Here is a 14609-nt window from a genome sequence, read left to right as displayed (position 1 = left end):
TGCTTAGGTGAGTGGAGATCCGGGGGGATTTCGTGCCGTTCACGCCCAGCCACATCGCCGCCGTCGTACCGCTGATCGCGTCGTCCCGGCTGCGCCGGATCGTCGATCCCTGGGCACTGGCGATGGGCGCGATGGTCCCCGACCTGCCGATCTTCCTGCCGTTCCTGCCCGACTACACCGACTGGCACTCCTGGCTCGGCGTGGTCACCATCGACCCGCTCGCGGTCCTGATCCTGCTCCCCTTCTTCCACCTCGTCCTGCGCGACCCCCTGATCTCCCTCCTCCCGCCCGCGCTGGCGGGCCGCGCCGCCCTGCTGACCCCCGAGCGCCCGCGCCCGCTCCCCATGGTCGCGGGAGCCGTGGCCGGAGCCGCCACCCACGTGCTGTGGGACAGCTTCACCCACTCCACGGGCCCGGCGGAGTGGGGCGCGTGGCTCTCCGTCTCCGTCTTCGGCGTGATCAGGCTCTTCCGCCTCCTGCAGTACACCTCGTCGGCGATCGGCCTGACCCTGGTGGTGTGGTGGGCCTGGCGCGGGCTGTCCAGGATGCCCGCGGCGCCCGTGCCCGACCGGCTGCGCGTCTCCGCCCGCACCCGCCTGACCGTCCTCGCCGGCTCCGCCGCCGGCATCGTGGCCGGCGCCCTCCTCTGGCCCCTGGTGGACGCACCCAACCCGAAGTTCGGCCTGGCCAGTGTGATCACCAAGACGGGCGCGGGCACCGTGATCGGCCTCTGCCTGGTGCTCGTCTGCTACGCGCTCGTCTGGCAGGTCAGGCGGCGCATGGCAGTATCGGAAGGTGCTTGAGTACGTCACCGCCGCCGACGACCCGCGCCTCACCGACTACACCCGGCTGAGGGACGTGGAGCTGCGCAAGAGCCTGGAGGCCGAGCGCGGCCTGTTCCTCGCCGAGGGCGAGAAGGTGATCAGGCGGGCCATCGGCGCCGGCTACCCGATCCGCTCCGTCCTGGCCACCCGCCGCTGGCTGGCGTCCCTGGAGGACGTGCTCGGCGACGCGACGGTCTACGTGGCGGACGACGCGACCATGTCCGCCATCGCGGGCTTCCCGGTCCACCGCGGCGCCCTGGCCTCGATGGAACGCCTGCCGCTGCCCGCCGTCGAGACCCTGCTGGAGGGCGGTGTGCGCCGCCTGCTCGTCCTGGAGGACCTGGTCGACCACGCCAACGTGGGGGCGATCTTCAGGTGCGCCGCCGCGCTCGGGGTCGGCGGCATCGTCCTGTCGCCGCGCTGCGCCGACCCGCTCTACCGCAGGGCGGTGAAGGTCGCGATGGGCGCGGTCTTCTCGATCCCGTACGCGCGCATGGACGACTGGTTCGAAGGGCTGTCCACGCTGCGCAAGGCCGGTTTCCAGACCCTCGCCCTGACCCCGGACCAGACGGCCACCCCGCTCGACACGGTCTCGTTGTCCGAACGGGTGGCGCTGCTGCTGGGCTCCGAGGGCGACGGCCTGTCCTCCCACTGGCTGCAGGAGGCCGACGAGGCGGTGTGCATCCCGATGAGCGCGGAGGCGATGGCGGCGGGGGTCGACTCGCTGAACGTCGTCGCGGCGGCGGCCATCGCCTGCCATGGGCTCATGCGGTCCACCTGACCGCCGCCTGAGGCCGCCGCGCTCGTCAGTCGCCGGATCCGCCCGGGGACCCGCCCGCGGGCTCGTTCGCGGACTTGTCGGGGACCACGGTGAGGCTGACGAGGTGGCGGGTGCGGCCGTCGCCTGGGCCGGTGCTCGTGCGGCGGGTCACCACCTCCTCGATCTCCGCGGCCAGCTCGGCGCACTCCTCCTCGGTCAGCCAGACCGCGGCCTGACGGCACAGCAGCCCCTCGCGGGCGGGGTCGGCGTCGTCGCGGGCGAGATAGCGGTCGACGTCGGCCATCAGAGCGCCGCTGTACAGGGCGAAGGCGCGCTGGTAGTCGTCCTTCGTCATGCTCGAACGCTCCTCCGCGTCCAGGAGCGACCTGTCCCCGCGGACCCGGTAACCGCGTTCGACCACGCCGCGGACGCGCCTCTCGCTCACCACCTCCAGGAAACCGGCCTCGGCGAGGGCGGCGACGTGCCGGTACATGGTGGCGGGCGGGACGTCGGGCAGCCGCTCGCGCAGCTGGGCCGTGGTCAGCTCGTCGGCGCCGAGCATGGTCTGCATGATGCGCAGTCGTACGGGATGGAGCAGATGATGTGCGGTTGCCATGTCCCCATGTTCTCATGTTTGATAGCATTATCGAAATCGATAACAATCGGATCGGAAGGCGCAGCCATGCCCGAGATCGACATGACGGTGACAGCGGACGACGGAACCCCCCTGGCCGGCACCCTGACCCTCCCCGCCGGGCCGGGCCCGTACCCCGCCGTGCTCCTGCTGCACGGCTCGGGCCCGCTCGACCGTGACGGCAACACCCGCAAGGCCGCCATGAACCTCGGCCGCCCGCTCGCGGACGCTCTGGCGGCGGCGGGCATCGCCACCCTGCGCTACGACCGGCGCGGCACCGGCGCCACCCCCGGTGCCTGGCGCGCCGCCGGCTTCACCGGCAACCGCCAGGACGCCGCCGCGGCCCTGCGCGCGCTGTCGAGCCACCCCGCCATCCGGCCCGAGGCCGTCGGCGTCGTCGGTCACAGCGAGGGCGCGACCCACGCCATGGCGCTGGCCGCGCACCACGGGGCCCGCGCCGCGGTGCTCCTGGCGGGCTACGCGCGATCGGGTGAGGACGCCCTGCGCGGGCAGGCGCGCTCGGTCGCCCAGACCCTGCCCGCCCCCTTGCGAGCGCTGCTGCCCGCCCTGGCCGGCCGCCTGATCGCCCGGATCAAGCAGACCCGCACGGACGTGGCCCGCGTCGCCGGAGCCCCGGTCAACGCCCGGTGGATGCGTGAGCTGTTCGTCCACGACACCCGCGCCGACCTCGCCGCCATCCGCGTGCCCGTCCTGGCCGTCACCGGCGACAAGGACATCCAGGTCGACCCGGATGATCTGGACGTGGTGCGCCGCCTGGTGCCGGGCCGTACGGAGATCCACCGCGTGCCCGACCTCACCCACCTCCTGCGCCGCGACCCCGGGCGCCCCTCGCTCGGCTCCTACCGCCGCCTCCTGCGTCAGCCGGTCGACCCCGGCGTGCTCACCCTCGTGGCAGGCTGGCTGGCCCGCACCCTCGACGCCGCCCCGGCACGGCGGCCCGGCACGGAACGGACGATCCCCTCCTGACCGCCCTCCTGATCGCCGGGGCGGAGAGGGCGTTTAGAAGCGTGACGCGGGGCACCTGCACACACCACATCGTCGTAAGGAGATGGGATGCAACCCCTGGAGAAGGCCACAGCGCTGGGAATGAGCTTCGTGAGCGGCGCGCTCGCGGTCGCGCTCGCCAAGCGGGTGTGGACGCTGGCCACCGGCCAGGACGAGGCCCCCGACGCCGAGGACCTCGATCGCGGCTGGACGGAGGTCCTCGTCGCGGCGGCCGTGCAGGGCGCGATCTTCGGCCTGGTCAGGGCCGCGGTGCAGCGTACGGGCGCCAGGGCCTTCCAGCGCCGGGGTCGGTAGAAAGCCTGGCCCGCCCCCGGTGCGCGTGTGACCCTGGAGTCATGGAGACCTTATTCGAGCACGCGGGCGGCCAGGACAAGCTGCACGAGTTCATCGAGATCTTCTACCGCAGCCTGCTGGCCGACCCGCTGCTCCAGCCGCTCTTCGGCACGGGCCGGGCCACCCACGTCGATCACCTGACCGCCTTCACGGCGGAGACCTTCGGCGGCCCCGACACCTTCTCCACGGAAATGGGCGGGTTCCCGCTGCTCATCCGCGCCCATCGGGGGTTGCGCATCACCGAGGAGCAGCGGCTGCGCTTCGTCGAGCTCTACATGGCCGCCGCCGACCGCGCGGGCCTGCCCGACGACGAGCCGTTCCGTGCCGCCCTGCGCTCGCACGTGGAGTTCGGCACCGAGGTGGCCAAGCAGAACTCCCACGCCGAGACCGACGATCAGCTCCATCCCCTGCGGGAGGTGCCGCTCTGGGGCTGGGAGTGAAGGCGGTCAGCTCTGGCCGTCGGTGAGCCAGTCGGGATAGCTGTCGATGTCGTGGGTGACCGGCTCGGCCTCGACGGGCGCGTCGGGGGAGGCGTGCCTGATGTGCCGCTCCAGGGCGGCGACCTGCGGGCCGGTCGCGATGAACGTGAGCTGCCAGCCGGGCGCCTCGCGGCCGGGCGTCGCGTCCGGCGCTTCGGCGATGTCGATCGACGTCGCCAGGCCGGAGAAGAGGATGCCGTGAGCCAGCTCCGCCGCCTGCTCGCGGCCTCCGATCGTGGTGCGGACCTCGAAGAATTCCGCCATGAGGTCGTCCTTAATGGGGGAGTGACGGCCTCACCTTACCCGCCGAATGTACGGTGAGCGGTCTTTCGCCGGGAAAGTCCACATACTGAGCATGGCAGGCGTGCACCCCTGGTCAGCACCCGTGCGCTCGCCCGCCGAGGGGGTCGAACGAGGCCGGTCGATGCTGCACAATGTGAACGGTCGATTACTCTGTGCGAATGTCAGGCAGCCGAAAGGGGACCCATGAACGCGGCCCGCATCGTCGCACTCGCCACGGCGGCGAGCACCCCGCTCCTGACCCCGATGCCCGCCACCCCGCTACCGGCCCCGATGTCGGCCACCCCGTCACTGGCTCCGATGTCCGTGCCGGCCACTCCGCTGCTGGCTCCGATGTCCGTGCCGGCCGCCGCGCTGACGTGTGCCGTCTCGACGCCGGCCGGGCGGCCGGTGACCTTCGCGCCCAAGGTCGGGCTGACCCCGCGGCAGGTGACGGCGCGGGCCAACCTGGAGCTCACCGGGTGCTCCTCGCCCGACGGCTCGGCCGCGTTCCTGCGTTCGGGCTGGGCCGTGGTGAAGGCCGGGGCGCAGGCGTCCTGCACCAGTGCCCGTCAGGTGAGGGGCCGGGCGGTGATCACCTGGTTCGGCGCCGACGGCCGTCCCGTCGGCACCTCCAGGCTGCGCGTACGCGCCGACCGCCTTGTGGCCCAGCGCCCGGCCGACACCCTGCTGACCGGTGACGTCGCGGCGGGGTGGCTCGTGGGCGAACGCGTCCAGGGCGGCATCTCACCCGCCACCGCCCTCCTCGGCTGCGCCACCCGTGGCATGTCCGCCCTCCAGGGCGACGGCCGCATCACGTTCGGCTGACCCAGCCACACCGGTTCGCGACCTCACGCCGATCCACGACTTTTCGCTGTCGCACCTGTGGGGACACCTCCGGCCGGCCGGATCAGGCCACGTGGCCGGTCAGCCGAAGGCGATCTGTTCTTCGGCGTAGTCGAGGAGGCGTTCGGCCGTGGTGAAGCGGCGTTCGTTCTGGTCGTCGAGCAGGACGCCCACGACCTTGCGCCCGTTGCGCTCCCCGGCGAACAGCAGGCAGTGCCCCGCCGCGTTCGTGTAGCCGGTCTTCACGCCCAGCACCCCGTCCGCCCGTGACAGCAGTTTGTTGGTGTTCGTCCAGGTGTGCTTCCTGTGCACCTTCGTCTTGCTCACCTTGTGCGTCTTGCTGCCCACGACCGCCGTGAACGTGCTGTCCTCCAGCGCCCGCTGCGCCAGCTTGGCCTGGTCGAGGGCCGTGGAGTAGCCGCCGTTGGCCGGGGTCGGCATGCCGTCCGCGTTCGTGTAGCGAGTGTTCGTCAGGCCGAGCGAGCGGGCGGTGCGGTTCATCTTGGCGATGAACGCCTCCTTGCCGGGGCCGTAGTGCCGGGCCAGGGCGTTGGCCGCGTCGGCGCCCGAGGGGAGCATGAGCGCGTACAGCAGGTCGTTGACCGTGAACCGCTCGCCCTTCCTCAGTCCCGCCGTGGCGGCGCCGCCACGGGCGGCGTACTTGACGTCGGTCGCGCTGATCGTGATCGTGTCGCTCAGCCGGGCCTCGCGCAGCACGACGTACGCCGTCATGACCTTGACCAGGCTGGCCACCGGGACCCGCTTCGTCTCCCGCCTGCCGAAGTGGACCGTTCCGGCGGAATCGATGACGTACGCCTCCTTGGCGCCCACCTTGGGGGACTCCGCGGCCATGGCGGGAGCGGATACCCCCACAACCACGGCGACTACCGCAGAACTGATCAAACCCGCAATACGCATGCCCAATATGGTGACAGGAGATCGAGGCTTCGTTTGCTCAACACGTCCATGCGGCGGCATCAGATGGGGGTAAATCTCTTATAGATCCGATATGGCGGGGGGAGGCCACCATGGCAGGAAGATTCATCATCAGTAGGGATGAGCAGGGCGGATACCGGTTCGCGTTGATCGCGAACAACGGGCAGACGCTGGCGGTGGGGGAGGGCTTCCCGAGCAAGGTGGCATGCGTGAACGGCATAGAAACCGTCCGCAGGAACGCTCCCGGCGCCCCCATAGAGGACCCGAACGGCCAGGAGATCGAGGGCGCGTAGCGAGAGTGTCGTCCGGCGGGCGGCTCCGTTACGGTGCGATCATGGCGGCCGTGCTGGCCCGGCCGCTCGGCGAGCTTCCGCGACGTACGTCCTGTGCTTGCTCGCCGACGCCGAGCCCGCCGACGACGTGGCCAAGCTGCTGGCCGGCGAGCGTTGGCGGCTGGTCGAGATGGACACCGGCCACTGGCCGATGTTCTCCCGGCCCCGCGAACTGGCGCGGATCCTGCTCGAAGCAGCCGGGGACTGACCACAGGCCGGCTCCTTCGCCGGTCGGGTCAGGAGGCGAGCGCCTGGTCCTCGGCGGCGCGGCGGCGGCGTCGGCGCCGGACCGTGAGCCAGGCGACGAGCGCGACCACGGCCACCGCCGCGACCGCTGCCGTCATCGGTGAGCGCGCGGCCAGTTCCAGCCAGCCCCACACGAGCGCCGTGAGGCCGAACCACCAGATCGGCGCCCAGGTCAGGCAGCCCAGCGCGCTGGCGACCACGTACCAGGGATAGGAGACGCGCAGCGCGCCCGCGACCCAGGGCAGCGTGTGGCGCAGCATGGGCACCCAGAAGCAGCCGTAGACGGCGAGCGCGCCCCAGCGCTCGACGACGCGTTCGATCTTGGCGATGCGGTCGCGGCCGAGCCTGACGCCGACGCGCGAGTCGTAGAGCTTCTCGCCCAGCCTGCGGCCGACCCAGTAGTAGACCTGGAACGCGCCGAACAGGGCCAGGATCAGGATGGCGCCCACGAGCCAGTAGGGCATCCCCAGGAAGAACGGCTCCGTCGGAGCGGGGACGGCGATCATCGCGCGCCACATGGCCGGCCCACCACCCCTCCACGATCCTTAGGTCAGGCTTACCTTATTTCAGCGGTGGGTCCGGTGCCACACCGGGTTGCAAGCCTTCCGCAAAGGGTGCAACCAACCGACAACCAGGACTCAACCACCCGGCCCCACTCTAAGGGTGAGTAAAAGGGGTGTTGACGATGCCGACCAGAAGCGCAGCCGTCCTGGCCAGTGGAACCACGAACGCCGCCAAGCTGTTCATCGCGGCCCTCGCCTTCACCAGCGCGTACGTCGGCTTCTCCGCCTACAGCAGCGCCGGCTCCGCGGCCGTGTCGTCCGGCCCCGCCACCACGATCACCCTGGCGGCCCGCGAGGTGCCCGTCACCGAGGAGATCACCACCGCCCCCGTGGCGGGCGAGGTCACGGTGAACACCATGGCCGACGGGCAGACCGGCTGCGTCAAGTCGTACGTGGCCCGCAGCCTGCTCATCAACCCCGACCCCGACCGGGGCGTCTCCTACCGCTGGCGGCTGACCCGCTGGAGCCCGGCCACCAAGACCTGGCGCACCTACCTGTCCGACCACGACGGCACCGCCGCCGCCGAGCAGACCGTCCAGTGGCGGCTCCGGGTCACCGGCAACCCGGGCTGGTACCGCGTCGAGCTGAAGATCCAGGGCGCCGAGCCGATCAAGAGCGACCGCTTCCAGGTGAGCTGCTGACCGGCCACTCAGCCTCGTTCCCGATGATCTCCTGACCGGCCGCACGGCCGGTCAGGAGCGGCCGTTGCCGAGGGAACTGCTGACCGACTGCCTGGCCGCCTCCACCCAGCGCGGCACGCCCACCCGCTCCGCCACCTCCAGCGCCTTCTCGTAGTGCTCGCGCGCCGCGTCCGGCTGGCCCAGCCGGATGGCCAGGTCGCCGAGGGTCAGCGCCACCGGCCACAGCGCCACCACGCCGGTGCCGGCGCCCGCCACCCGGTCGGCGAACGGCTTGAGCTTGTCGTAGCAGTCGACCATGCGCTCGCGGTCGTCGAGCAGCATGCCGGCCAGCGCCCGCCAGGTCATGGCCAGCTCGTAGAGGAAGTCGGGCCGCACCGGCGGCCTGGTCGCGGCGACGGCCTTGGCGTCGTTGACGTGGCCGGCCGAGGCCAGGGCCAGGGCGTAGGCGTCGAGGGTCCACTTGGCGCCCTGCTGATGCTTCTCGGCCAGCAGGTCGACCGTCTCGGCGGCCCGCCCGGCCACCAGGTGCAGGCAGAACGTGGTGATCAACGGCAGGTCCTGGCGGCCCTCCAGCATGCCCGCCCGCGCGGTCATCCTGGCCGCCTCGCGGTAGGCCCGCTCGGCGCCCTCGTAGTCGCCGCTGATCATGAGCCGCTGACCGGTGTACCAGACGACCACCGCGGCGGGCGCGGACAGGTCGTATTGCCTGGCCAGGCGGTCGGCCGCGGCCGCGTGCTCGTCGGCCACGGCGAACTCGCCGCGGGCCGCCGCACACTCCAGCAGCACCAGGTGGGCCAGCGCCTGGGTGGCCATCTGCCCGGAGCGCTGGGCCACCTCCAGCAGCTCCCTGCCGATGCTCTCCCGCGTGTCGACGGCCGGGATGTCGTACGACTGCCGCAGCCGCCCGCTCAGCGCCGCCGCGATCAGCGTGGGGTCACCGCTCTGCCGGGCCAGCTCCAGCGCCTCCAGCGACGCCTGGCGGCCCCGCTCGGGCGAGGAGGAGCCTTCGAGCTCCAGCGCCAGCGTGGTCAGTAGGCTCGCCCGCAGCCGCTGCTCACCCTCGGGCAGCTCCATGAGCGCCTTCTCGGTGACGTCCACGATCTCCCAGGCGGTGCGGGTGAAGTCGCGCGCCATGCCCTTGTGCGGCACGGCCAGCGACGCCGCCACCTTCGCGGTGATCTCCAGGTCGCCCAGCGGCAGCGCGGCGTCCATGGCCTGGCGGCGCAGCAGCCGGGCCGCCGTCATGTCGCCGCACAGGGCCAGCGCCCTGATCTGGCGCAGCATGAGCCGCAGCCGCTCCTTGGTCCGCTCGGGACGCTGCTCGCCGCTCTGCTCGTCCTTCCTGGACTCGTCACCGCGCGAGCGGTCGAACGCGGCGATGGCCTGCTCCCACAGGCTGGCCGCCTCGCGGTGGGCGAAGCGCCGCTCGGCCTGCTCGGCCGCCAGCCCCGCGTAGTGGACGGCCTTGTCGGCCGCGTCGGCCAGGAAGTAGTGGTGGGCCAGCGCCGCCACGTCGGACGGCGTGCGCTGCTCGATGACCGCCCCCACCTCGGCGTGCAGCCTGGTGCGGCGCAGCCGGGAGGCGTCGGAGTAGATCGTGTCGCGGACGAGGTCGTGGTCGAAGCGCAGCAGCCCGGGGCCCGGCTCGGTGACCAGCCCGGCCAGGAGAGCCGCCTCGACGGCCTCGATCACCGAGTCCTCGTCGACCGCCACCGCCACCAGCACGTCGAGGTCGACGTCGCGGCCGATCACCGCCGCCTGCAGCAGGATCTGCTGGGCGCCGGCGGGCAGCCGCGAGATGCGCCGCCGCAGCACGTCGCGCACGCCCGACGGCACCTGCGAGAGCACTTCGGTGGCGCTGGCCCGGTCGGCCGCGCCCTCGGAGTCGAGCAGGCGCACGGTCTCGCGGACGAAGAACGGGTTGCCGCCGGTGCGCTCGACGATCGACTCGACCGCGTCCTCGTCGATCTCGCGTACGCAGGTGGCCTTGACCAGCTCGGCCACGGCCTTCGGATCGAGCCCCGATAGGCCCACGCGCACGGGGCTAAGCCGGGCCAGGGCGGCCAGCACGTCGGACTGGCGGTCGTCGAGCTCGCTCTCCCTGCACGTCACCACGAGCAGTACCCGGCTGGTGGCCAGCAGGCTCGGCAGCGCGCGCAGCAGGGCCAGCGTCTGGTCGTCGGCCCAGTGGAGGTCTTCGAGCGTCAGCAGCACGGGCCCGCGCCGCGCCACCCCGGCCAGGTAGCCGCCGACCGCGCGGTGCAGCCGGAACCCGCCGGACACCTCGTCCTCGTCGGGGTCTGGGGCGGCGTCGTCGAGCAGCGGTGCGAGTAACTGGGTGTATTCGCCCGCGCCCGTCATGCCGATGAGCGTGCGCAGGATCTCCACCCAGGCCCAGCCGGGTGGCGTGGCGCTGGAGTCGGGGCAGGCGCCGGAGGCGGTGGTCCAGCCGTCGGCGCCGAGCCTGCTCTCCAGCTGGCGCAGCAGCGTGGTCTTGCCCGCGCCCGCGACCCCGGTCACGATCGCGACCTGGAAGCGGCCCGTACGGGAGGCGGCGGTGGTCAGCCTGGCCAGCTCGGCGTCCCGGCCGACGAACGGCTCTGGCTCCAGCGGCGGCGGCTCGACCGGCGCGGCGGGACGCGGCGGCCAGGTGTCGGTGACCGGCGCGGCCGGCCGCGCGGGACGCGCGCTCGGGGCCAGCTCCAGCTCCGGCGCCTGGGCCAGGATGTCGGACTCCAGCTTGCGCAGCGCGGGGCCCGGGTCGATGCCGAGCTCGTCGGCCAGGATGTTTCTGGCCCGGCGCAGCGCGGCCAGCGCGTCGCCCTGACGGCCGCAGCGGTAGAGGCCGAGGGCCAGCAGCCGCCAGCCCTCCTCGCGCAGCGGATGCTCGGTGGTGAGCGCCTCCAGGTCGGGCACGGTCTCGGCGTGCAGGCCGAGCCGCAGGCCGGTGTCGGCGTGCCGCTCACGCGCGACCAGGCGCAGCTCGGTCAGCCGGTTGACCTCGGCCTCCGCCCACGCCTGGTCGGCGAAGTCGGAGTAGGGGGTGCCGCGCCACAGACCCAGCGCCTTCTCCAGGCGGCCTCTGGCGGACTGCGGATCGCTCTCTTCGAGATGTTCGCCCGCGGCCCGTACGAGCTGCTCGAACCTGAGCGCGTCGACCTGTTCGGAGGCCACGCGCAGGGCGTAGCCGGACGCGACCGTCACCAGCAGGCGGTTGGGCCCTCCGCGCGGGCGGCCGGGCTCCAGCACCCGGCGCAGGCGGGAGATGTAGACCTGCAGACCCGACTGCGCGCCCTTGGCCGCGTCGTCGTCCCACAGATCGTAGAGAAGCGTGTCAACGGGCACGACCTGACCTCGGGCCACGAGAAGCCGGGCGAGGACGGCCCGCTGCCGCAACCCGCCGAGGTCGAGTTCGTCGTCGTGTTCGTACGCCTCGACTGGCCCCAGAACTCGGAACGCCACCATGTCAGCCGCCACGCTATGCGGGCCTACGAATCACGCACAAGGTCTTTGAGGGGTTTGGGATTGTCACTAGGTGGCCTTCGAGATCGCGGACGGGGGCTCCGCGCCGGCGTTCCGGCCGTTGCGCCTGCGCAGGAGCGCCCATGCGCCCAGTGCCAGGCCGCCGAACGGGATCTCGATAGTGTAAGTCCAGAAGCCGAAAAGCAGTGCGGTGGCTATGGCGGGAGTCGAGTCGACGCCGAACGCGATCAGCAGCGCGGCCACCCCGCTCTCCATGATCCCGGCGCCGCTGGGCGTGATCAAAGCGCTGGTCAGGACCCTCGACAGGGCGAAGACGGCGATCGACTCGGCAAGGCCGGGCCAGGCGCCGGTGGCCTGCATGCAGACGGCCATGATCGCCCACTGGAAGCCGAGGAAGAACACCATGCCGAGCGACAGGCCAGGCCATCTGGTCCTGACGACGCCCGCGGTGTCGGCGCGCAGCCGGTGGAAGGCCCCGGAGGCGTCGAGCTTGAGCCGCAGCAGCCGGGTGATGCCGTCGAGGGCCCTGCCGAGCAGATCGGCGGCGCGCTGCCAGTAGAGGGCCGCGGCCACGATCGCGCAGAGCACGAGGATGGAGACCGCGCCCGTCCAGCCCGCGTTGGCCACGGTCGGGTTGGCCGCCTTGCCCGCCATCAGCAGCGCGATGATGCCGACGGCCGGCAGGACGAATCTGAACAAGGTGTTCCAGATGCCGCTGACCAGCGTCATGACCACGATCGCCCGGTTGCCGAAGCCCCAGCCCCTGGTCATCGCGAACGACACCGCGACCCCCACCGCGCCGCCGAACGGCAGCAGGTTGCTCACCGCGCTGCCCGCCGCGTTGAGCGTGAGCCCCTGCAGGTTGTTGAGCCCCGGCAGGGAGTTGGTCAGCACGAACGTGTAGGCCAGCAGGCTCAGCAGCCAGACCGCGGCCATCAGCGCGACCTCGCCCCCGCCGAGCGCGGCGAAGACGGCTCCGACCTGCGCCCAGGACACGTCCTTGCCGGTCAGCACGCGCACGATCTGCGGCAGGTAGACCATGAGCAGCACGGCCAGGCCGAGCGAGGCCGCCGACAGGAGGATCTGGAGCCATCTGTTCTTCATCGGGGTCCAGTCTGCCGGGTCCCGGCCGCGCGCACGTCAACCCTGAGAACTACTTCGGCCACCGGTCGAACGGATGACCGAGGCGGGCTCCGGGGGGCAGGTCGCGGCGGACGTACCACTCGGTGCCGAAGACGAAGCGGTAGATCGGGCGAGGGACCTTGAGCATCACGGCGAGCGTGCGGTCGCTGTCGCCGCCGCTGGCCTGGGAGGCGTGTGCGGCCATGGACGCCCGCTTCTGTTTCGTATATTTCCGGACATTGACCCGATGGGTGATCGTCTCACCCGGCGAGTACGCGCTCTCGAACGTCCGTACGTCGAACTCCGGCGGGAACCGGTAGAACCTGCCCGCCAGCTTCAGCAGCCGCACCAGCGGATCGCGGTTGACCGTCGCCTCCAGGACGATCTCCGTGCCGGCGATCTCGGCCGCCCGCTTGCCCACCCGGTGCACCTGCACGTGGTCGGGATGCCCGTAGCCGCCCGCCGGATCGTAGATCGCCAGCAGCTCGGCCTTCTCCTCGTGCAGGATCGCCGCCAGCGCCTTGGCGGCCGCCTCGGTGTCGGCGTCGATGAAGGCGTTGTCGGGCCGCTCGTCGGCGACGCCGCCCTTCGGGCTGAGCCCCGAGTCGCCGTAGCCGAGACACTCGACGCGGGCGCAGCCGAGCAGTGCGGCCGACTCGTACAGCTCCTTGAGCCTGGTCTCGCCCAGCTCGTCGCCCGGCTCCATCTCGGCCAGGCCGCGCTCGCCGGCCGTGGCCACCACGAGCACCACCCGATGCCCCTCGGCCGCGAGCATCGCCATGGTGCCCGCCGTCAGCAGGGCCTCGTCGTCGGGATGAGCGTGGAAGAACACAGCGGTACGTGGAGGCACACGCCCAGATTAGTGTGGGAGGCGTGCGGATCTTTCACGTGAGCGACTGTTACCTGCCGCGACTCGGGGGGATCGAGGTCCAGGTGGCCGATCTCGTACGTATGCAGCGGCAGGCCGGGCACGAGGTCTCGGTGGCCACGGCGACCAGGGGAGAGCCGCTGCCCGGCGTGCGCAGGATCGTCGCGCGGATGCCGTTCGACCTGCCCGTGCACCCCTTCGGCGTGGGGCATCTCACGCGCTGGATCACCTCGGGACGGCCTGAGGTGGTGCATGTGCACACCGGCGCGGTGTCGCCGTTCGCGTGGATGGGGGTGCGCGCGGCCTTTCGCGCGGGCGTGCCGTGCGTGGTGACCGTGCACAGCATGTGGGACCCGGTGACGCGGCTGCTCTACTGGCTGCTGCGGCTGGCCTTCGGCTGGCAGCGGTGGCGGCTGGTGGCCACCACGGTGAGCAACGCCGCCGCGGCCCCGATCCGCGCCGTCGCGGGCCCCGAGGTGCCGGTGCGGGTGGTCTCCAACGGCCTCGACCTGTCGGGCTGGGCGCCGGCTTCCGTGGGATGGGACGGCGGAGCTCCGTCTCCAGGCGGGCCGGACGAACGGGCTTCCGGCGCGCGGGAGAAGAGGCGTGAGGTGCACATCGTCGCCGTGGGCCGGCTGGCGCCGCGCAAGCAGCCCGTACGCCTGCTGAGGCTCCTCCAGGCGGCCCGTGCCCGCGTGCCGGGCGGGATCCCGATGCGGGCCACGATCGTCGGCGACGGGCCGGCCCGGGGCCAGATGGAGCGCTTCCTGACCCGCCACGGCATGTCCGGCTGGGTCTCGCTGCCCGGCCGCTACACCCGCGAGCAGATTCTCAAGCTGCTGGGCTCGGCCGACGTGTTCGTGGCGCCCGCGCCGCGCGAGTCGTTCGGGATCGCGGCGCTCGAAGCGCGGGCCGCGGGCGTCCCGGTGGTGGCCAGGGCGCAGAGCGGGGTCGCCGACTTCGTCAAGGACGGCACCGAGGGGCTGCTCGGGCGCACGCTCGGCGACCTGGCGCGGGCGGTGGCGCGGCTGTGCGCGGACGCGCGGCTGCGCGCCTCGATCGCCGCGCACAACAGGAGCACGCCCCCGGCCGCGGGCTCGTGGCCGGCCGTGCTGGCGGGGTTCGACGCGGCGTACGAGAAGGCCCGCGCCGAGCGCCCGCACCACGGCCCGGCGTAGCACCGCCCAGGGCAAGGAGCCCGGCCGCGAGAGCACAAAGCGCCACACCCCGGCAGGCC

At 72.3% G+C, this 14609-nt stretch carries 17 protein-coding genes; 10 read left to right on the top strand and 7 right to left on the bottom strand.

All coding sequences use genetic code 11. From position 1 onward, the window contains the following. Window positions 1–11 precede the first annotated feature (11 nt). A complete protein-coding gene (locus AB0C27_RS25225) occupies window positions 12–803 on the top strand; it encodes a DUF4184 family protein (RefSeq protein ID WP_357848041.1) in 792 nt (263 codons plus the stop codon). After that, complete coding sequence (locus AB0C27_RS25220) at window positions 796–1605, top strand: RNA methyltransferase (RefSeq protein ID WP_357848039.1); 810 nt, start codon at window positions 796–798, stop codon at window positions 1603–1605. Before AB0C27_RS25225 ends, AB0C27_RS25220 begins: the two co-directional genes overlap by 8 nt. 25 nt (window positions 1606–1630) lie before the next feature. Here the strand turns inward: AB0C27_RS25220 and AB0C27_RS25215 are convergent, their stop codons facing one another. Beyond that, window positions 1631–2200: a helix-turn-helix domain-containing protein gene (locus AB0C27_RS25215; protein ID WP_357848037.1), complete on the bottom strand. Its 570-nt coding sequence runs from the start codon at window positions 2198–2200 to the stop codon at window positions 1631–1633. 66 nt (window positions 2201–2266) lie between these two features. Between AB0C27_RS25215 and AB0C27_RS25210 the strand changes: the two genes are divergently transcribed. The 3 genes from AB0C27_RS25210 (at window position 2267) to AB0C27_RS25200 (ending at window position 4017) form a co-directional block, all read left to right on the top strand. Then, the gene (locus tag AB0C27_RS25210) at window positions 2267–3205 is read left to right on the top strand and encodes an alpha/beta hydrolase (protein ID WP_357848035.1); all 939 of its coding nucleotides are present in this window, start codon (window positions 2267–2269) and stop codon (window positions 3203–3205) included. An 87-nt stretch (window positions 3206–3292) separates the two neighbouring features. Next, entirely contained in the window at window positions 3293–3538 is a 246-nt protein-coding gene (locus AB0C27_RS25205; protein WP_346113078.1) for a DUF4235 domain-containing protein, read from the top strand. A 41-nt stretch (window positions 3539–3579) separates the two neighbouring features. Then, entirely contained in the window at window positions 3580–4017 is a 438-nt protein-coding gene (locus AB0C27_RS25200) for a group II truncated hemoglobin (protein ID WP_357848033.1), read from the top strand. 6 nt (window positions 4018–4023) lie between these two features. On the opposite strand, the gene AB0C27_RS25195 is transcribed toward AB0C27_RS25200, so the two are convergent. After that, window positions 4024–4320, bottom strand: a complete 297-nt coding sequence (locus AB0C27_RS25195) for a hypothetical protein (RefSeq protein WP_357848031.1) — start codon at window positions 4318–4320, stop codon at window positions 4024–4026. Between the two features lie 222 nt (window positions 4321–4542). Here AB0C27_RS25195 and AB0C27_RS25190 point away from each other — a divergent pair, with 222 nt between their 5' ends. Next, window positions 4543–5163: a hypothetical protein gene (locus AB0C27_RS25190; RefSeq protein WP_357848029.1), complete on the top strand. Its 621-nt coding sequence runs from the start codon at window positions 4543–4545 to the stop codon at window positions 5161–5163. Between the two features lie 99 nt (window positions 5164–5262). On the opposite strand, the gene AB0C27_RS25185 is transcribed toward AB0C27_RS25190, so the two are convergent. Next, window positions 5263–6033: a serine hydrolase gene (locus AB0C27_RS25185; protein ID WP_357848027.1), complete on the bottom strand. Its 771-nt coding sequence runs from the start codon at window positions 6031–6033 to the stop codon at window positions 5263–5265. Window positions 6034–6209: 176 nt separating this feature from the next. Here AB0C27_RS25185 and AB0C27_RS25180 point away from each other — a divergent pair, with 176 nt between their 5' ends. Continuing rightward, window positions 6210–6410 carry a DUF1508 domain-containing protein gene (locus tag AB0C27_RS25180; protein ID WP_357848025.1) on the top strand — a complete coding sequence of 67 codons (201 nt, stop codon included), beginning with the start codon at window positions 6210–6212 and terminating at the stop codon, window positions 6408–6410. Between the two features lie 97 nt (window positions 6411–6507). Continuing rightward, on the top strand, window positions 6508–6657 hold the full coding sequence (locus tag AB0C27_RS25175; protein ID WP_357848023.1) for a hypothetical protein: 150 nt from the start codon (window positions 6508–6510) through the stop codon (window positions 6655–6657). A 28-nt stretch (window positions 6658–6685) separates the two neighbouring features. Here the strand turns inward: AB0C27_RS25175 and AB0C27_RS25170 are convergent, their stop codons facing one another. Next, the gene (locus AB0C27_RS25170; protein WP_357848021.1) at window positions 6686–7213 is read right to left on the bottom strand and encodes a VTT domain-containing protein; all 528 of its coding nucleotides are present in this window, start codon (window positions 7211–7213) and stop codon (window positions 6686–6688) included. A 167-nt stretch (window positions 7214–7380) separates the two neighbouring features. On the opposite strand from AB0C27_RS25170, the gene AB0C27_RS25165 reads away from it, so the two are divergent. Beyond that, window positions 7381–7899 (top strand): hypothetical protein, encoded by a 519-nt coding sequence (locus AB0C27_RS25165; RefSeq protein ID WP_357848019.1) that lies wholly within the window; start codon window positions 7381–7383, stop codon window positions 7897–7899. Window positions 7900–7950: 51 nt separating this feature from the next. Here the strand turns inward: AB0C27_RS25165 and AB0C27_RS25160 are convergent, their stop codons facing one another. The 3 genes from AB0C27_RS25160 to AB0C27_RS25150 form a co-directional block, all read right to left on the bottom strand. Next, the gene (locus AB0C27_RS25160; RefSeq protein WP_357848017.1) at window positions 7951–11364 is read right to left on the bottom strand and encodes a BTAD domain-containing putative transcriptional regulator; all 3414 of its coding nucleotides are present in this window, start codon (window positions 11362–11364) and stop codon (window positions 7951–7953) included. A gap of 66 nt (window positions 11365–11430) precedes the next feature. Further along, window positions 11431–12486: a lysylphosphatidylglycerol synthase domain-containing protein gene (locus tag AB0C27_RS25155; RefSeq protein WP_357848015.1), complete on the bottom strand. Its 1056-nt coding sequence runs from the start codon at window positions 12484–12486 to the stop codon at window positions 11431–11433. Between the two features lie 49 nt (window positions 12487–12535). Next, window positions 12536–13354, bottom strand: coding sequence for a PIG-L family deacetylase (locus AB0C27_RS25150; protein ID WP_357848013.1), 819 nt, complete (start codon window positions 13352–13354; stop codon window positions 12536–12538). Between the two features lie 23 nt (window positions 13355–13377). Between AB0C27_RS25150 and AB0C27_RS25145 the strand changes: the two genes are divergently transcribed. After that, complete coding sequence (locus AB0C27_RS25145; RefSeq protein WP_357848011.1) at window positions 13378–14550, top strand: glycosyltransferase family 4 protein; 1173 nt, start codon at window positions 13378–13380, stop codon at window positions 14548–14550. Window positions 14551–14609: the final 59 nt, after the last annotated feature.

Origin of the sequence: Nonomuraea sp. NPDC048882 (assembly GCF_040649755.1) — a bacterium.
GTDB lineage: Bacteria > Actinomycetota > Actinomycetes > Streptosporangiales > Streptosporangiaceae > Nonomuraea > Nonomuraea maheshkhaliensis.
This window is presented reverse-complemented; position numbering and strand designations above follow the sequence as displayed.